Below are 17,657 nucleotides of genomic sequence, written 5' to 3'. Positions count from 1 at the left end.
CCGGTGAATAGGGTGTTGCGTCGATGTAAACGTTGCACCAACCTGGTTCACATAAAACGCAAAAAGTAGAGGAAGCTGTTAGGGAGTTTGATTACTCTACAATAGAGAATACAACGGTATCTTGCTTATTAAACTCTACACTGCATTTCATAATGCCTAAGTGTAGAGGGCTATATGCTTCAATTTTGCTGCCATTTGCAACAAACTCTGTATCCCACAACAATAAGTTTGCAGTATCTAGCTGGCGTTCGACACTCTTTTTCGATACGCCAGGCGTAAAATTATCGCAGAGAATTATGACTTCGCGCCTTGCTTCTATCCAATAAAACGTCGTAGTGACCAACAGTGCTATTGCCGCTATTGCAACAACATCAGCAATAATGGAACGCTTCATGGCCTGCACGTGCTACTTCTCCTCTACTTCTTTACACTATTCACTTAAAGCCTTGCAGAAAAAATATCACAACGACAAGGCGTACTTATATAAAGTGCAATTAGGTGGTTTGGATCAAATCCCACTTATTGCCAAACTTATCTCTAAAGATGGCTACCGTACCATACACTTCTTCTCGAGGGGTTTCTAAAAACGCCACCCCTTTGCTTTGCATGGCATTGTAGTCGCGCCAGAAGTCGTCAGTATTCAAAATTAAAAATACTTTATCGGCGGCTTGCCTGCCAATGAGTGCCATTTCTGTGTCATTTTTCGCTTGCGCCAACAACAAGCTCGTAGCGCTGTGAGGTGGGGTTACCAGAACAAAACGCGAGTTTTCGCCGGTTACTTTGTCTTCGGTTAAGGTAAAGTTTAAAACCGTGGTGAAGTACTCAATGGCACTGTCGTAGTCGTCTACAAAAAAAGTAATGGCCGAGAGGTTTAGCGTCATAAATCAGGCTCACTTTGAAAGTTAAGCTAAGTTAGCTGCGCATACTACCTAAAAGCTGACTGAGCTGAAATGCGGGTTGTCAGTTATTGCGTGAAGTTGAGCGATTTCATTAAGCGCAATATTTTGCGTGGTTTTGTCGATGGACATTTGAATACACTCTGTGGCCACGTCGTTGCGTTTATCGATAACTGTGGTCAGTGTTGTACCCTTTACCGTATTCCCGTCTTTTAATACCACGCTCACTTCAAGCCCATACATGCAGGCAATTTCGATGTAGTCGTAAAGCTGGCACGCTATGTTCACATATTTCTCTATTCGCTGTTCAAGTGGCGACCAATTAGTAGAGTAGACCTGACGTTCACAGCAAAACTTTCCGCATCTACCGCGCATACATAGCACTTCACTTCACAGAAGTCTGACCTTAACAAATGATCTTTTTTTAAGGTTTGCTCAGTATTGTTAGTACTGAAGGATTTATTTTGGTGCGCGATACACCTAAGCGCTCGAACGCCCCTCTTGTTTCTTAGAGGCATTTTTTAGCAAAGGGTTCCCGCCAAAAATTCAATACAGGAACAGTAATGAACAAGCTACTATCCGCATTTTCTTTAGTTTCAATAGCCTCGTGCACCTCAAGCTTCGCAAATGCTGACGAACTTCCCTTTAATTTAAGCGGTCATGTTAGGGTTAACTACGGGCATCAAGACTGGCAAATCCCCGAGTTTAGAGATGGTTTCGAATTTGAATCATTCAAACTTGGCGTGTCGGGTGAGTCAGATCAATTTAGCTATAAAGCCGAATATCGATGGTATGAAAACACCGATTTCAACACAGTAAGGTTCGCCGACCTGACTTATCATTTCGATGAGCAAACCGAAATTACCGCAGGTATAACCCAAACACCGTTTGGTTTGCAGCCCTTTGCCAGTAACAACTTTTGGTTCTCGGTAAATTATTATCTTGGCTTCGAAGATGATTACGATGCTGGGGTGAAAATAAACCATGATTGGGGCAACTGGGATTTTCAAGCCGCCTATTTTATGAACGACGAGTACAACGATGCCGCTGAGTTTGGGCGCTATTCGTTCGACGTGGCGGACGACGGTGAATATCGAAATAAAGAAGACGGCCAATACAATTTACGTGCTAACTACACGGCAAACTTTATTCGCGGAGGCACTACCGATATTGGTGTATCTTACCAATACGGCAACATCTTAAACCTGGATACCTTGGATGATGGTGATATGAATGCCTACGCCGTGCATATGCGCCATACCCAAGGCGATCTAAAGGTCGAACTGCAGTATATCGACTATGAATACGATTTGGCTGCACCAGAAGGGCAAGCAGACGATCGCATAGCGCTATCCTCTTTCACCTTCCCGTTCTTAGCCGCGGCCGACGGTAAAACCTATTCAGCAAATCTTGTATACTCTGTGCCTTATAAGTTTACTCACATAGAATCACTTACTTGTTACTCAGAGTACAGCGTGGCAAAAGGTGAAGGAAGCGAGGGGAAAAACTCATCGCAGTGGACAAACGGCTGTAGCTTTGGCTGGGATAAATTGTTTGTATACGTAGATAGTATCCAAGGCAAAAACATGTGGTTCTCAGGAGGTCCGGGCGTGGGACTCGACTTAGGTGGTAGACAAGGAACTACCCACCGCCTGAACATAAACCTTGGTATTTACTTCTAATCACTAACAGGACTTTGACATGCGATTTCTATTAATAGCGACATTTATACTAGCGCTAGTTCCAATGCAAAGTTTTGCCCATGCGTGGATGAAACTGCGAATAGCGACCACAGAGTATGCCCCTTATACGTCAACTGACATGCAGCACGACGGTTATATCAATCACATTATCGCTGATGCGTTTTTAGAGACGGGCGTTGTGGTTGAGTTTGTATCTTTACCCTGGGAAGAAGCGCTTGAAGCAACGCTGAAAGGCGAATACGACGCCATTTCATACGGCAATTTTGTGCGCGCCCGGGAAAGTGAGTTTTTCCACAGTAACCCTATTAGTGCGGAAAGCTTGGTGTTTTATGTTAATGCTGAAAAGGGCCCTGATACTTGGGCTGAATTAAGCGACTTAAAAGACCTAAAGATGGGCGTAACAGAAGGGTATTTATACAACGATGAACTTGCCGCTTACATTAAAAGCAGCAGTAATGTTGTGGAAAGTGCCACAGACAAAGATAATTTACAGGCGCTGATTGACGGTAAAATTGACGTTTTTCCCATTGATGAGTTAACAGGATGGTACTTGCTGCAGCGTGATTTCGATAGTGGCGACCGCAGAGATGTGATGCCGATTAAACCGTTTATCTCAACTGTAACCACGCATCTGTTAGTGCCAAAAGGCGAAAGTGATAGTCAGCTTATTTTGTCACTATTTAATAAAGGGTTAGAAGAGTTAACGCTGGACGGAAAACTGACTCGCTTTAAACGCCTTCTAAAAGAAGGCTACTATCAGCACCCGCAGAAAAGAGTGAATTTCGACAGACGTTAGCTGGCGTTTCAGGCCTAAGGGGCTGTATAAAAGCCCCGCTGACTAAACGCCAAAGACATAATAAATTAAACTGATAGGGCAGTGCGATAATAAAAATAATCTATATACTTCCGTGCACATGATATTGATGTAGGGGGTATTTACCGGCGCTTTGTATACCTATTAAAATCTCCGGCGAAATAGCCCGCGTAAACTGGGTACAGCTGCTTACACCACAAGCCTTGCAGATGAGCACGTACTCTCTTTTCTGTTTATTATATTACTGATATGGTTGACGGCTATTTTGAAATGCCCATTTAGAGGTTGCCTTGTCGTATTCAGCTGAAACATCGTTTTTTGCCCGTTGTATTGCACTATTAAAATTGCTCGGTCCGGGTGTGCTTATGGCAACAGCGGCGGTAGGCGGTAGTCACTTAGTGGCATCAACTCAAGCGGGGGCGAAGTTTGGTTGGCAGTTAGCGCTGCTTATATTGGTAGTTAACTTACTCAAATACCCATTCTTTAGAGCAGGCGTTAGCTATACCATCAGCACAAAACAAACCCTTCAGCAAGGGTACTTGGGAATGGGGCGACGATATTTAGCCGTTGCCTTGGGTTTGAATGCCATTGCGTCGGTGGTTAATGCTGCAGCGCTGTTGTTGTTTGCTGCAAGCTTATTGTCGTATTTTATTCCTTTCGATATCGCCATAACGCTGTCCGCTTCAGTGGTTTTGGCACTTATTTTAATCATTTTACTCGCTGGGCATTTTGAAGGATTGGACAATATCGCCAAAGGCATAATGGGCGTGCTTGTTGTGGCGACTGTCGCCGTATTCGTGGTGGCACTAAGCAATTATTCTGCTTCACCAGCACCTGCCGTGGCACCGCCTTCGCCTTGGACGCTCGCTACATTAGGCTTTTTAGTAGTCACAATGGGGTGGATGCCCGCGCCTATTGAAATATCGTCCATTACATCACTTTGGTTAAAGCGCCAGTGCAAAGGGCAAGCCGTAACGCCAAAGTCGGCCCTGTTCGATTTTAATTTAGGTTATGCAGTGACGGTGCTACTCGCATTGTTGTTTTTGGGCTTAGGTGCATTAATTCTGTATGGCAGCGGCACAGAGCTAAGTACCAGCGGTATCGGCTTTTCCCATCAGCTAATTAGTATGTACTCATCAACCATTGGAAAGTGGGCGCATTGGCTTATCGCACTGGTTGCATTTTTGTGCATATTTGGTTCGGCGCTAACCGTTTACGATGGTTATGCGAGGGTGGTTGCTGAAGCAATAGCGCTTCTTTTTAACAAAGACAAAAACGCACGAAATACGCTGGTAACGCCGGTGTTACTGTTCATGGCAGTGGCGAGTTTTATCATTGTGTTGTTCTTTAAATCTGCGCTATTGGCAATGTTAGGCTTTGCAATGACACTGGCCTTTGTTACTACTCCAATGTTTGCTTGGCTTAATCATAAGCTTGTGGCACAAACCAAGCTTCATCAAGACGCGGCACCAAACGTAATAGTGAAGCTGCTTAGCTATTTAGGCCTAATCTATCTATTTGGGTTTCTAATGGTGTTTATATGGTGGAAGTGGTTTAGCTAGTCGCTTCCTACCGTAACGAGAGCGCAGAGCACTTTAGGTGCTTCGCAAGTCTCGCCTTAGTAAATTAGTTTAATTACGCGCCCTATGCAAGCCCCAGCGCAATACTCATCTATACTGTAGATGACATCGTTTGAGGAGTTCGCAGTTTGGTGTGTGGCAAAAAACTATTTCCTTCAACCCTTTTATTATGGGGTAAGCGTATCATGCTGCTTTCGCTTATGAGTGCGGCAATGTGGGGCTGTTCAAAAGAACCGCAGCAAACTATCCACTGGCACAATGCTTACGATATTGAGCGCGAACTTCATCTTTTGGGGCAGCAGGAAGACCCTCGAGAAATCTACAAAAGGCTTCAAGGTATTAAGCAACAAGCTTCGCTACAGCTTTCTCAAATGCGTGAAGCAGGTAATCAGGACCCGCTATTTAGGGAATGGTTGGAGTCGCTACGCATTAGCTTATCGTTAGCCCCCTTGTACGGCGATACCATTGAAACGTGTAGCGTGTGGCAAGGCGCCATGGAAGACGCTTGGGGAGTGGGAATAGTGCAGTTTAATGAACGAGCCAAACTCGTGTGGCGGGTAATAGTGGCTACCTGCAACGCACGAGTTCGCTCGGTATAGTACTAGGTTTTACTTAGTGTAAACGGGGCGAGCCGCTGTTAGCGTTGCCACTTTATCTATCACTTGCTGTACTACTGCATTGTCTTCTGGCGCTGTTAACACATCACAAATCCAATGGGCTAATTGAGCACAGTCTTCTTCACTAAAATTGCGTGAAGTGACCGCAGGTGTGCCAATTCGAATACCACTTGTAACGAATGGCGACTGCGGGTCGTTGGGTACTGTGTTCTTATTTACCGTTATATTCACGCTATTTAATACCGCGTCGGCTTCTTTCCCCGTCATTCCTTTGCTTACAAGACTTAACAGGAACATGTGGTTGTCGGTTCCATTAGAAACTACGTCAAAGCCACGCTTCATAAACACATTAGCCATAGCTTGTGCATTAATGACTACCTGCTTTTGATAAGCGCGGAACTCTGCTGTCATGGCTTCTTGAAGCGCTACCGCTTTTGCGGCAATAACGTGCATAAGTGGGCCACCCTGAATGCCAGGGAAAATTAATGAATTGAATTTCTTTTCAAGCTCGGGGTTTGCTTTACACATAATAAGCCCGCCACGAGGGCCACGCAGTGTTTTATGGGTAGTAGTAGTAACGACGTGTGCGGCGTTAATTGGCGAGGGATAAACACCGGCCGCAACAAGGCCTGCAACATGTGCCATATCTACAAGTAAATACGCGCCTACACTATCAGCGATGTCTCTAAACTTCTGCCAGTCGACCACGCGAGAGTAAGCGGAAAAGCCCGCTACAATCATTTTTGGTTTGTGTTCTTTAGCCAAGGCTTCTACTTGGTCATAGTCAATTTCACCAGTTTCTGTGTTCAAGCCATACTGAATCGCGTTGTATAGTTTTCCCGAGAAGTTAGGCTTTGCACCGTGTGTGAGGTGCCCACCGTGATCAAGGCTCAACCCAAGAATGGTATCGCCAGGGTTTAATAGCGCCATATAAACTGCAGTATTCGCTTGAGAGCCAGAGTGAGGCTGCACATTCACATAGTCAGCTTCAAACAATGCTTTAGCTCTGTCGATAGCAAGCTGTTCTACTTTGTCCACCGCCTCGCAGCCACCGTAATAGCGCTTGCCCGGATAGCCTTCTGCATACTTATTAGTTAGCTGACTGCCTTGCGCCTGCATAACAGCTTTGCTGGTGTAGTTCTCCGATGCGATCAGTTCAATGTGGTGTTCTTGGCGTTCGTTTTCTTGCGCAATAAATGCTGCGATATCTGGGTCTTGTTCGTGAAGGTGCTGGTTAAGTGGGTTCATGCTGGCTCCTAAATGTCATTATTTTGTATCTGATACTAGGAGCGTAAAAAGAATAAATAAAATTAATAAAAAATATGGCATTATAACTTTATTAAATAGCCTTGTGTGCAATTCTGACACTAACAAGGCAAAACAGAAGGCAAAGCTAACAAAGAGGTGTAAAGCAAAGTAATGAAAAACTTATCGATAGATTTTCTGCGTTCGTTCGTACTTATTGCACAGACGGGTAGCTATACACAATGTGCCGAGCAGCTTCAGCGCACACAGCCTGCCATTAGCTTACAGATAAAAAAACTAGAAGAAATGATTGGGGAAAAACTATTTTCCCGCGACAAAAATCGCTTGGCACTAACTGGCGCTGGTAGTCGCTTATTGTCGTATGGTGAAAAGATAGTGGCACTTAACGATCAGGCGATGGCCGAATTCGGCAAGCCGCAGGTTACGGGAAATATTCGGTTAGGCATTCCCAGCGAATTTAGCACAACGCTTATGCCTAAAATTATTCGACGGTTCACGCAAACCTACCCGGAAATATCGCTAGAGGTGCATTGTGCGCTAAGTAAAGACTTACTTAGTGAGCCCCTTAAAAGCCAGTTCGATTTAATTCTTTCGCTACAAGAAACACCAGATCCTCAGCAAGACGGCTACATCATTTCAGATCAACTGGTATGGGTGGGGAGTCAGCGCTTTGTAAATAGCGTGCCTGCTAAACTGCCTATTATTGCTGCACCGTCGCCGTGTATTTACCGCAAGCGAGCAACCAATCTGTTATCGGCTATCAAAAAACCGTGGCAGGTGGTGTATACCATTGCTGACTTAAACGGCATACAAACGGCCATTAACGAAGGGCTGGGCATAACCGTTCTTGCAAAAAGTTCGGTGCCGCCTGGGCTACACGTTTTATCTAATTCGGAAAGTTTACCCGAGCTTGGGCATGTGGGTGTTTGTTTAGTTAACCCTCAGAAAGTGTCATCGAAAGCGATTAGCTTGCTTACTGAAACCATTACCAACGAAGTCGCAAACTTTTAACAGGAAATAGCAGGGGATAGCTAGCGCGCTTGCTAAACAATAACAAGGCAAGCGCACCGAGAGGAGTAACAGCTTTTCAATAAAGTCCGTCTATGCCTTTTTAACAAATTGTGCAGTCAGCATCATTTCACCCGCGCCATCTACTTTACAGTCTAGCTGGTGGTCTTTGGCATCTTTCACGTGTCGGATAACGGCTTTGGTCCCAATTTTAAGTACCAATGAACTGCCTTTTACCTTCAAATCTTTTGCTAGCGTAATTTTGTCGCCGGCGACTAACGGTGTACCGTTGAAGTCTTTTGCTGAGACTTCCTCTTCTACTTCGTTCGGGCTCCACTCGTGTCCACATTCAGGGCAAATAAGTAGAGGCTGATCTTCGTATACATATTCTGATTGACAATGCGGGCAAGGAGGTAACGACATGTGAAATTCTCTTGAAGTATTAAATTAAAGCGCTCGGGTCATAAAGTGGCTGTTGGGATCGATTGAGTAACTGCCAAATGGACCGCAATCAACAAAACCAAACTTTTTGTATAGGGTTCTGGCCGCAAAAAAGTAGTCTTGCGTTCCTGTTTCTAAACTTACCGAACTAAACTCCTTCATTTTCGCATGTTCTAGGGCAAAAAGTAATAACTGAGACGCCACACCGCAACCTCTGAACGGTTTGGCTGTGCACATAGATTTTAGCTCGGCGCTATGTGTATCAAGGGTTTTAATAGCGACGCAGCCCGCAAGCTGTTGCTGCTTCCAGCCACTAAAAAAAGTATTGTTCGAGGCTTTTAGTGCTTTAACATCTAATGCATGTACGCTCTCAGGTGGCGATGTAGCATACATATCAGACAAATGCTCTTCTAAAAGCGCTAGCACTTCTCCTCCGGTGAGATCATCAATAATAACCTTCATGTGCTTAGGCTTTTAGGTACATCCTGAATAGACGGCGGTACAAGCCTGTTTGTTAAGTGCTTAAGGGTTTAGTCATGTTAAAAAAGCGATCGTCTTCACTTCTAATGATAAATCCCACTTTTTTATAAAGTGAAACGGCAGGGCTAACTTTGAATACTCGTAAGTCAAGCGAGTTAGTATTGGCCCCTAACGCTAGTCTTTCTGCTTTTTCAATGGCAGCACTACCTATGCCTTTGTTTTGGGCGCTGGGTATGACCTGAAGGTCGCGCAATATACAGGTGTTACCGTCGTATTGAAGGCGCATAACCCCCACCGTTTCGCTGTCTACTTGAATGTCGTAATTAATGAGCTCTGCGGTAACCCCAAGCACTTTTTCGGCGTCCCAATCAGGCGCAAACTGAGCGTAATAATCGCGCATGTTATTAAAGGTAAACTCAGCAGCCCTTGGTAGGTTCGTACTTGTCACAAAGGTAATCTTCATCGCGTTTTCTTCGTTATTTATTGAAAGCAAGACTTTTATCCATGACTTCTTGGTGCGAACATAATTATCGCCATACCAATCAAAGCGACAAAGGTGCCCACCAAGTCCCATAACGTTGGCTTCACACCATCAACAAGCCAAAGCCACATAATAGCCATAAAAATATAAACACCACCGTAAGCCGCGTATACGCGCCCGGCAGCGGTTGGGTGAAGTGATAACAGCCAAGCAAAAAGCGCGAGCGATATAGCCGCTGGTACTAACAACCATATGGACTTATCTTCTTTCAACCATAAATAGGGCAGATAGCATCCAACGATTTCAGCAAGTGCAGTAATAACAAACAAACCAATGGTTTTTAATTCCAACGGGCAGACCTCTTTTGAAATACTGCTGGTAAGCAATCAATGCTCTTTGAAAAGGGCATTAGAGCGCCACTCGCACGCCATGCTAGGAAACTATCTTTCACTAGTTATCGTCGCTTTCAGAGCTAAACAAGCCTCTAAAAAGCGCGGTAAGTGCTCCAGACACCGTATCTTCTATAGCATCGTTTTTGTGGTCACGCTTTTTGCTGTATCGGTTAGTAGATTCTTCTCGCTGTCTTTTTTCAGCACTGGCACTAGCCCCATCAAGAAAGTCTCTTGCAGCCCTATCAGAAGTTGAAGCGCACCCTGTTGAGATTACACATATTGACAAGATTACTATCAATTTAATCTTCATGTTATCTAAATTCCTATCACCGTATAACGTCTAATAAAGGGCATATTAAAGTGGAGCGAAACAACGAATCGTTATGTACTTTGCTTGCTCATACCTCTAATTGCAAAGAAGTAATAGATTAAAAACCCCAACCACGAAAAGAAAAAGGAAATGGCCCCCCATGCCAACTTGTGTATGCCTTTAGCTTTTTTGGATGTTAAGGCAATTAACGCTGGTAGAAGTGTAAGGCTGAAAAGCACGATAAAAATAATGATTTGCCAAAAACTCATATTAAAAGAACTCCTTATCTTTTGGTTTTTAATTACAAGGGCTGCACCAAGTTCACCGAATGTAGACATCTAACCTCTACTCGTTTCTATATCCATTGATTTCAACGAATTATTTTTTATTTACTTGAACTACAGCCTATAGAATCAAATTTTCTTAATTACACACTATAGTCTTAATCGTCATTTTGTTAAGACAATTACTGCGATTTTTGTTTTGAAACGTGAGGCATAATAGCGTAAAAAACTGAACAAATTGCTATTACATAAAAAGAATGGAAGAAAAAGCCCACCATATTTAACGCATCTGCTTCACACTGTGTTTGCAGGCCAGAGCAAAAAAAGAACTCCACTACGGATGAAGACAGTAATCCTAAGCCAAAAATTGCCATATAACTGAACAACGGTTTGAGCTTTAGAATTCCAATAATCAGCAAAACAACAACTACTGGAATTACAATAATTAGCGCAGTCTGCATAAATCCCTCTTAGATTGATTTGGCTAATCACAACCCTGTAAAAGAAACTTGGTAGACTACGGCCTGTTAAACCAAATATAAACTGCATACAATAAACAACCAAGTTAGTGATATACCGAGTACTATTTTTAACGTTGGTAACTTAGTTTGTGTTAATGAATAAATCGCATATGTAGCAGGAATGACAGCAAAACAACCACCAAGTACTAAGCCTTTAAAAAATCCTGCGATTAGCCCCCATTCATCTGCAATAAATGCATAAACCCAAGTGACTCCCCAGGCTACAAAGCAAAATGACAGCAATAACTTGGCTATTCTGGCTTTTACCTTTACATCTTTGCTTTTCATAAATATCCCGTTAGATAGTTTCCAAAGGTAAATAACGACTTAACATTGTGTCTTCCCTAGGGAAGATGCAGTCGTGAGACGAACTTGGCTGATTTGTAAGGCCGACATCTATTTTGAAAGCACATGGCTTGTGGTTACCTGAGCCATGTTGTCTATTTCATCAGCTTTACTACGCATTGTTTGAAAGGCTCTACTTTCGCACTTAATTCAGGGGGGAGTATTTCGGTACCGTCTGTTAAATCTAGAATGCCTGACACTACTGGTTTGTCAGCTGTCGTATCTATCTTAGCATTTATGGTCATGGAAAAGTTGTAGCCGCTTGGGAGTAGAGATGCGCATTTTTGGGCTGAATTTAAGGGAGCTGGGTTACTAAATGATTGAAAGGCTAACAGTGAAGATAGCAAAGTGGCTGAGCCAATAAAAAAAGCTTTTTTGTTCATGGTAATTCCTTTTAACGTTTCTTGCTGTCTCAAACTTCGACCTTAACTGATCTACAAAGTTCTATAGCTAACGTCGCAGCGAACGTGCTAATTGGCTTGTTATATGTGTACAAATTAAAACCTTTCACACCTCACTATAGTAAAAAAACTAGCTACAAAGAGAATGATATTTGTTCTAGGCAATTATTTACTTGCCCATCGGTAACAATAAAACCACCCAACAGGCGGAATCAAGAAGTTGAGCAAGACGGCGTAAATGACAACCAACCCGATATTGTCAGCCTTTCCTTTAGCGAATTTGATGGTAAAGAAAATTACAACTAACGCGAGGATGAAGAGTGCTTGCCCCCAAAATGTTGCATTTAGATTCATAACATTCCTTATTGATGAACTTTCTGAAAAGCATTGGTCTTCCCCATTAAAAGTGGACGTCCATGTTAAGCGTATTTTGCTTCGTATTCATATGGGCTGACATTACCTAATGTTAAATGCCGCCTACTCCGACTTTGAAAAACTTAGTTTTTTCGCTCAAATGTTGATATGACCAAGGAGGGTTTACTACATCAATGTTAGAAACGCCCAGCGTAGCAAGCCCTTCGAGTGAATAGTACCAGCCGATAAAGTCTTCTTTCTCGGCGAACTCTTTATATTCGGAAGATTGCCCTAGTGTTGTTATTCGCTGATCCACACTAATTTTTTCGAAGAAGTTTCGCTCACGAATTACAGCTGACTTAATATATTTTTCTAAGTTCTGCTTTGTTAATTCCCGCTCTTCCTCTGGAAGAGCATCAATAAACGATGTTATTTCTTTCTCCATTCCGGTTGTACCACCATGGAAACCAATAACTGCGTGATTCGAGATCCTGTGATGATTTGCTGCAGAAAAAACGTAGTTAGCGCATGATGAGAGACAATACTCATTGACCTCAAGCTTCAAATCATAGTCATGAACAATATCACCAAGATCCATTCCATGATTGATTTCACCGCCTTCGGACGTTATAGACAGCCATGCAACCTTATTTTCACTATTTTCCAGAATTGAAAGAAGTTTCTGATTTGCTGATGGCGATAATTTACCGTGATAAATTACTGTGTTTTCCTTCAAATTGACGGTTGTTTCACCACCCAGCGCTGGCACGAATGATAGAGAAATAATTAAAATAAAAGACCATAAAAGTTTAAACATGTACCTTCCTTGTGGCATTTAACACCTAAATATGGGGCACAAATAGGCAGGCTATAATGGCGAAGCCGCCTGCCTGTTTGTGTCCCAGCCCGCCTGCGGGCGACATTATTTTTTGTTAGGAGACATAGCTTGATACCTCCTTGTTTTTATAGCCGACTTTGGTTGCTACGAACATAACCATAATTGAAATTGAAGCGTCAAAGGCTAAATTAGTAGAAATATAACCACCGCCAGCAAACAACATAAGTACGAAAGTTGATATTAAAAAACTGCAAACATACATCACAAACGCATGCAAATATGGCTTTTTATTTACACCTGTAGCAAACCACCAGAAAACCACAAAGGTTAAAGCGCCACCTACAATATACGACGTAGCCAAGAATGAAAAAGCAGTAGTAGCGATCCCAAAACGACTAAACACTAAAACCAAAATCGCCACACTCAATGCGGGCAAAAGAATTGATAAAGGGATAAACATAAAAATCCTTTTATACTGCAACATTCCCTTGTCTCCTAACAATTTAGTGTAAGGAAAAAATCCTTTATGCAAGGCGGATAATTTCCATGTATCACATTTCTAGTTTTATCACTTTCGCACGGAAATACACTTTCATCAATAACCTACACTTAGTATCTGAAAACACCGTACTTAAGTACGGAATCTTTCCTTTTTATTTTACGGACGAGTCAAAAACCGCAATTCTGTTTTTATTTACAGTAATTAAAATCAAGAAAATGAAATCAATGTTCATGCAAATGGTGATTGAGCATATGCACAACCGTCGCTATGCAAAGCGTTCGATAGAACTCTATAGCAAATGGATCATTAGCTTTATTCGATTTAATAATAATAGGCACCCATCTGAAATGGGAGATAAAGAAGTTGAAGTGTTTCTATCTCACTTAGTTAACGCTAAGAATGTGGCTCAGGCCACTCAGGCTAGCGCGCTAAATGCACTGGCGTTCTTACATCGCGATATATTGGAAAGGCCACTTCTCGATTATCTGTCGATCCTGAAAGCAAAAGAGTGCGACGACATCATATTGATGAATCGAGTATACAAAAAGCAATACGGAACACGGCAAAAACTTGTGACATTAAAAAGAAAGTTACGCCTCATACGCTGCGCCACTCTTTTGCAATGCATTTGCTGCAATCGGGCGCTGATATTAGAACGGTGCAAACACAGTTAGGTCATTCAGACGTAAAGACCACACAAATTTATACTCACGTGCTTCAGCAAGGTGCGCAGGGGGTGATAAGTCTTTTATCTCGTGTTTTGAAGTAATCTGAAAGGTATTAAAACCAACAAAAAAGGGCCCGAAGGCCCTTTTCAAAACTTAGCTTTAAAATCTCTTATTTAAACGCTTATACACGCTCAAATACGGTAGCAATACCTTGGCCTAAACCAATACACATAGTCGCTAAGCCTAGGCTTACGTCTTGTGATTCCATTAGGTTGATAAGCGTACCCGAGATACGCGAACCAGAACAACCTAGTGGGTGACCAAGTGCAATTGCACCACCGTTAAGGTTAATCTTAGTATCTAGGTGGTCCATCCAACCTAGTTGCTTAATGCATGATAGCGCCTGTGCCGCGAACGCTTCGTTAAACTCAGCAAGTTCAATATCGTCCATAGTTAGGCCAGCGCGCTTAAGGGCTTTTTGTGTTGCTGGTACTGGGCCGTAACCCATAATTGCCGCATCACAACCCGCCACAGCCATTGCGCGAATTTTCGCACGAGGCGTTAGGCCAAGCTCTTTCGCACGGTCTGCTGACATAAGTAGCATACCTGATGCACCGTCAGACAGCGCAGAAGATGTACCCGCAGTAACAGTACCGTTTACTGGGTCGAACACTGGGCGAAGTGCCGCCATGCTCTCAGCAGTGCTCTCTGGGCGAACTACTTCATCGTAGTCAATTAGCTTTAATACGCCGTTTGCATCGTGACCTTCAACAGGCACAATCTCGTTAGCCCAGCGGCCTTCAAGGTGTGCTTTGTGCGCTAGCTGGTGCGAACGTGCGCCAAATGCGTCTTGTTGCTCACGAGTAATACCGTTTTGACGGCCAAGTAGCTCGGCTGTCATACCCATCATGCCCGACGCTTTCGCCGTGTACTTAGCAAGACCAGGGTGGAAGTCGATGTTGTAGTTCATCGGTACGTGACCCATGTGCTCAACACCACCAATCATGTAAATGTCACCACGGCCGCTCATGATGCCGCTTGTTGCATCGTGAAGGGCTTGCATTGATGAACCGCATAAGCGGTTTACCGTTACCGCGCCTGTTGTGCGTGGAATTTTTGTGAGTAGTTGCGCGTTACGTGCAACGTTGAAGCCTTGTTCTTTAGTTTGCTGAACACAGCCCCAAATGATGTCTTCAATTTCCGCTGGGTTTACGCCAGGGTTACGCTCTAGTAGCGCGGTCATTAGCGCAGCAGATAAGTCTTCTGCACGCACATTTCTGAAAACACCGTTTTTTGAACGACCCATAGGGGTACGTACGCAATCGATTACGACCACTTCTTTCATTAGTTTTTCCTCCGGGTCTTATGCGAAATAGGATTTACCAGAAGCGGCCATTTCACGAACGCCGTCTGAGATCTGATAAATTGGACCAAGTTCAGCGTACTTGTCTGCCATCGCAACAAAGTTCGCCAAGCCAATGGTTTCAATCCAACGGAAGATACCACCGCGGAATGGAGGGAAACCTAAGCCGTAAAGTAGCGCCATATCTGCTTCAGCTGCGCTATCTACAATGCCTTCTTCTAGGCAGCGAATTGCTTCGTTTGCCATAGGGATCATAAGGCGTGCAATAATGTCGTCAGCTTCAAAGTCTGTCTTCTCAGCTACGTGTGGCGCCATTAGTGCATATGCTTCTTCAGCCGGTGTTTTAGACGGCTTGCCGCGCTTATCAACACCGTAGTTGTAAAAACCTTTACCGTTCTTCTGACCTAAACGCTCTTCTTTGTAGAAAAGAGTTACAGGGTCATTATCTAGGCGAGCCATACGCTCTGGAATACCTGCAGCCATTACATCTGCTGCGTGATCGCCCGTGTCGATACCTACAACGTCCATTAGGTATGCTGGGCCCATTGGCCAGCCGAAGATTTTTTCCATTACCTTATCAACCGCTACAAAGTCAGCGCCGTCGATAAGTAGCTTACTGAAGCCCGCAAAGTATGGGAACAATACGCGGTTTACCAAGAACCCTGGGCAGTCGTTAACCACAATTGGGGTTTTGCCCATTTTAAGGGTAGCGGCTACTACTGCATTGATGGTTTCTTCAGAGGTTTTTTCGCCACGAATAATTTCAACAAGCGGCATGCGGTGCACTGGGTTAAAGAAGTGCATACCACAGAAGCGCTCTGGCTTGTCTAGGCTTTCAGCTAGCTGGTTGATAGAGATAGTAGAGGTGTTTGAACAGATGATAGCGTCGTCAGCTACGTTGTCCTCTACTTCTTTAAGCACAATACCTTTTACTTTCGGGTTTTCTACAACCGCTTCAATAACAAGGTCTGCATCTTTAAGCGTGCTGTACTCAAGGGTAGGCGTGATAGCGTTAAGTGTTTGCGCCATTTTGGCCGCGTCTACTTTACCGCGCTGCATGCCTTTACCAAGGATCTTCGCTGCTTCTGAAAGGCCAAGGTCTAGTGCACCTTGGTTAATGTCTTTCATGATAACTGGCGTGCCTTTCACAGCGCTCTGGTATGCGATACCGCCGCCCATGATGCCTGCGCCTAGCACAGCGTTAAGCTTAGATTGCTTAGTCGCTGCTTTCGCTTGCTTTTTACCTTTGCTTTTAACTAGCTGGTCGGCTAGGAAAATACCAATTTGCGCTTTCGCAGCGTCTGTTTTCGCTAACGCTACAAAGCCTTCATTTTCAAGCTTAAGTGCACCTTCACGGTCTAGGCCCGCTGCTTTTTGAACAGTCTCAACCATTTTGTGCGGTGCTGGGTAGTGTTTGCCAGCTTGCGCAAATACCATAGCTTGAGCAGTACTGAAGCTCATCATGGCTTCGTTTTTGTTTAGCTGTAGTGGGGCTTTCTTAACCGCACGACGCGCTTGCCAGTCAAATTTACCGTCAGCGGCGTCTTTCACCATTGAAAGCGCACCTTCAACAAGTGCTTCTGGTGCAACAACGGCATCAACTGCGCCTTCAGCAAGGGCTTTCGCGCCTTTTCTGTCGCGGCCAGTGGTCATCCACTCAAGGGCGTTGTCTGAACCAATAAGGCGAGGTAGACGAACCGTACCACCAAAACCAGGCATTAGGCCTAGTTTAACTTCTGGCAAACCAATTGAAGCAGTAGTGTCTGCAATACGCATGTCACACGCCAATGCCATCTCACAGCCGCCACCTAGAGCGAAGCCGTTAACTGCAGCGATGGTAGGGAAAGGTAGGTCTTCGAAGCGGTCGAATACTTGTGATGTATTGGCAACCCACTGTAGTACTTCTGCATCGTCCATGGCGAATAGGCCAGTGAACTCGGTGATATCAGCACCCACGATAAATGCAGGTTTTGCACTGCGTACCACTAAGCCTTTAACATCGCCTTTAGCAAGTAGGGCTTGAGTTGCTTCGTCAAGTTCACTCACCGTTTGGCGGTCGAACTTGTTTACTGAACCTTGGGCGTCGAATACCAGCTCAGCAAAGCCGTCTTCTAACAGGCTGACGGAAAGACTTTTGCCTGTGTATATCATTATCATCTCCTTCGGCATTGGCCAGGATGTTAGTGAAGTAATCCAACTAATTTGTAGGGTCGTATGCATTCACTAACGCGTTAGGGTGGCTAGATTCTTTACAAAGCCACACAAAATTTCAACAAAAAATCAAACAAGCGTTTCAATTTGTCTAAGGTAGTGGTCGGATGACTTAAATTCAAGTGTAAATATCGAATTCAAGCTTCATTTCGCCATTGGTGGTTGTATAATGAGCGTTATTG

22 protein-coding genes and 1 pseudogene are annotated in these 17,657 nt (G+C 43.9%); 6 read left to right on the top strand and 17 right to left on the bottom strand.

The genetic code is table 11. The features are described from left to right. Window positions 1-91: 91 nt before the first annotated feature. The 3 genes from MHM99_RS02680 to MHM99_RS02670 form a co-directional block, all read right to left on the bottom strand. Window positions 92-403: a hypothetical protein gene (locus MHM99_RS02680; RefSeq protein WP_168533601.1), complete on the bottom strand. Its 312-nt coding sequence runs from the start codon at window positions 401-403 to the stop codon at window positions 92-94. A gap of 91 nt (window positions 404-494) precedes the next feature. Then, complete coding sequence (locus tag MHM99_RS02675) at window positions 495-881, bottom strand: VOC family protein (RefSeq protein ID WP_156085884.1); 387 nt, start codon at window positions 879-881, stop codon at window positions 495-497. 48 nt (window positions 882-929) lie between these two features. Then, window positions 930-1,271 carry a Rho-binding antiterminator gene (locus tag MHM99_RS02670; protein ID WP_239218036.1) on the bottom strand — a complete coding sequence of 114 codons (342 nt, stop codon included), beginning with the start codon at window positions 1,269-1,271 and terminating at the stop codon, window positions 930-932. A 188-nt stretch (window positions 1,272-1,459) separates the two neighbouring features. Here MHM99_RS02670 and MHM99_RS02665 point away from each other — a divergent pair, with 188 nt between their 5' ends. From MHM99_RS02665 to MHM99_RS02650, 4 genes are all read left to right on the top strand, one after another. Further along, window positions 1,460-2,578, top strand: coding sequence for a porin (locus MHM99_RS02665; protein ID WP_168533599.1), 1,119 nt, complete (start codon window positions 1,460-1,462; stop codon window positions 2,576-2,578). Window positions 2,579-2,597: 19 nt separating this feature from the next. Continuing rightward, the gene (locus tag MHM99_RS02660) at window positions 2,598-3,395 is read left to right on the top strand and encodes a transporter substrate-binding domain-containing protein (RefSeq protein WP_168533597.1); all 798 of its coding nucleotides are present in this window, start codon (window positions 2,598-2,600) and stop codon (window positions 3,393-3,395) included. A 308-nt stretch (window positions 3,396-3,703) separates the two neighbouring features. Beyond that, entirely contained in the window at window positions 3,704-4,975 is a 1,272-nt protein-coding gene (locus MHM99_RS02655; RefSeq protein ID WP_239218034.1) for a divalent metal cation transporter, read from the top strand. Window positions 4,976-5,178: 203 nt separating this feature from the next. Continuing rightward, window positions 5,179-5,592: a hypothetical protein gene (locus tag MHM99_RS02650; RefSeq protein ID WP_239218032.1), complete on the top strand. Its 414-nt coding sequence runs from the start codon at window positions 5,179-5,181 to the stop codon at window positions 5,590-5,592. 9 nt (window positions 5,593-5,601) lie between these two features. Here MHM99_RS02650 and glyA read toward each other — a convergent pair whose 3' ends face one another. Next, complete coding sequence (glyA, locus tag MHM99_RS02645) at window positions 5,602-6,858, bottom strand: serine hydroxymethyltransferase (RefSeq protein WP_239218030.1); 1,257 nt, start codon at window positions 6,856-6,858, stop codon at window positions 5,602-5,604. 171 nt (window positions 6,859-7,029) lie between these two features. On the opposite strand from glyA, the gene MHM99_RS02640 reads away from it, so the two are divergent. After that, window positions 7,030-7,887 carry a LysR family transcriptional regulator gene (locus MHM99_RS02640; protein ID WP_014978205.1) on the top strand — a complete coding sequence of 286 codons (858 nt, stop codon included), beginning with the start codon at window positions 7,030-7,032 and terminating at the stop codon, window positions 7,885-7,887. A gap of 90 nt (window positions 7,888-7,977) precedes the next feature. Here MHM99_RS02640 and MHM99_RS02635 read toward each other — a convergent pair whose 3' ends face one another. From MHM99_RS02635 to MHM99_RS02585, 11 genes are all read right to left on the bottom strand, one after another. Next, window positions 7,978-8,307 (bottom strand): zinc ribbon domain-containing protein YjdM, encoded by a 330-nt coding sequence (locus MHM99_RS02635; RefSeq protein WP_168463093.1) that lies wholly within the window; start codon window positions 8,305-8,307, stop codon window positions 7,978-7,980. 24 nt (window positions 8,308-8,331) lie between these two features. After that, window positions 8,332-8,787, bottom strand: a complete 456-nt coding sequence (locus MHM99_RS02630) for a GNAT family N-acetyltransferase (protein ID WP_168463092.1) — start codon at window positions 8,785-8,787, stop codon at window positions 8,332-8,334. Window positions 8,788-8,839: 52 nt separating this feature from the next. After that, a complete protein-coding gene (locus MHM99_RS02625) occupies window positions 8,840-9,268 on the bottom strand; it encodes a GNAT family N-acetyltransferase (protein ID WP_168463110.1) in 429 nt (142 codons plus the stop codon). 35 nt (window positions 9,269-9,303) lie between these two features. Then, entirely contained in the window at window positions 9,304-9,672 is a 369-nt protein-coding gene (locus tag MHM99_RS02620) for a YnfA family protein (RefSeq protein WP_061094122.1), read from the bottom strand. A 64-nt stretch (window positions 9,673-9,736) separates the two neighbouring features. Continuing rightward, window positions 9,737-9,988, bottom strand: a complete 252-nt coding sequence (locus MHM99_RS02615; RefSeq protein ID WP_014948136.1) for a hypothetical protein — start codon at window positions 9,986-9,988, stop codon at window positions 9,737-9,739. Window positions 9,989-10,059: 71 nt separating this feature from the next. After that, the gene (locus MHM99_RS02610) at window positions 10,060-10,326 is read right to left on the bottom strand and encodes a hypothetical protein (RefSeq protein WP_239218028.1); all 267 of its coding nucleotides are present in this window, start codon (window positions 10,324-10,326) and stop codon (window positions 10,060-10,062) included. 128 nt (window positions 10,327-10,454) lie between these two features. Beyond that, window positions 10,455-10,733, bottom strand: a complete 279-nt coding sequence (locus MHM99_RS02605; RefSeq protein ID WP_168463091.1) for a hypothetical protein — start codon at window positions 10,731-10,733, stop codon at window positions 10,455-10,457. A 66-nt stretch (window positions 10,734-10,799) separates the two neighbouring features. Continuing rightward, complete coding sequence (locus MHM99_RS02600) at window positions 10,800-11,081, bottom strand: hypothetical protein (protein WP_168463090.1); 282 nt, start codon at window positions 11,079-11,081, stop codon at window positions 10,800-10,802. A 152-nt stretch (window positions 11,082-11,233) separates the two neighbouring features. Next, window positions 11,234-11,521 carry a hypothetical protein gene (locus tag MHM99_RS02595; protein ID WP_168463089.1) on the bottom strand — a complete coding sequence of 96 codons (288 nt, stop codon included), beginning with the start codon at window positions 11,519-11,521 and terminating at the stop codon, window positions 11,234-11,236. A 484-nt stretch (window positions 11,522-12,005) separates the two neighbouring features. Next, on the bottom strand, window positions 12,006-12,710 hold the full coding sequence (locus tag MHM99_RS02590) for a hypothetical protein (RefSeq protein WP_168463088.1): 705 nt from the start codon (window positions 12,708-12,710) through the stop codon (window positions 12,006-12,008). 115 nt (window positions 12,711-12,825) lie between these two features. Continuing rightward, window positions 12,826-13,215 carry a hypothetical protein gene (locus MHM99_RS02585; protein WP_168463087.1) on the bottom strand — a complete coding sequence of 130 codons (390 nt, stop codon included), beginning with the start codon at window positions 13,213-13,215 and terminating at the stop codon, window positions 12,826-12,828. Between the two features lie 233 nt (window positions 13,216-13,448). On the opposite strand from MHM99_RS02585, the pseudogene MHM99_RS21150 reads away from it, so the two are divergent. Beyond that, window positions 13,449-14,002, top strand: a pseudogene (locus MHM99_RS21150) (phage integrase N-terminal SAM-like domain-containing protein). 80 nt (window positions 14,003-14,082) lie between these two features. Here MHM99_RS21150 and fadA read toward each other — a convergent pair. After that, window positions 14,083-15,246, bottom strand: coding sequence for an acetyl-CoA C-acyltransferase FadA (gene fadA / locus MHM99_RS02570; protein ID WP_069943690.1), 1,164 nt, complete (start codon window positions 15,244-15,246; stop codon window positions 14,083-14,085). An 18-nt stretch (window positions 15,247-15,264) separates the two neighbouring features. Then, the gene (fadB, locus tag MHM99_RS02565; protein ID WP_014975560.1) at window positions 15,265-17,415 is read right to left on the bottom strand and encodes a fatty acid oxidation complex subunit alpha FadB; all 2,151 of its coding nucleotides are present in this window, start codon (window positions 17,413-17,415) and stop codon (window positions 15,265-15,267) included. Window positions 17,416-17,657 lie beyond the last annotated feature (242 nt).

The sequence above is a fragment of the Alteromonas sp. MmMcT2-2 genome (assembly GCF_022348305.1).
In the GTDB taxonomy this organism is placed as follows: domain Bacteria; phylum Pseudomonadota; class Gammaproteobacteria; order Enterobacterales; family Alteromonadaceae; genus Alteromonas; species Alteromonas macleodii.
The sequence above is the reverse complement of the archived record's forward strand: the minus strand, read 5'-3'. Positions and strand labels throughout refer to the sequence as shown.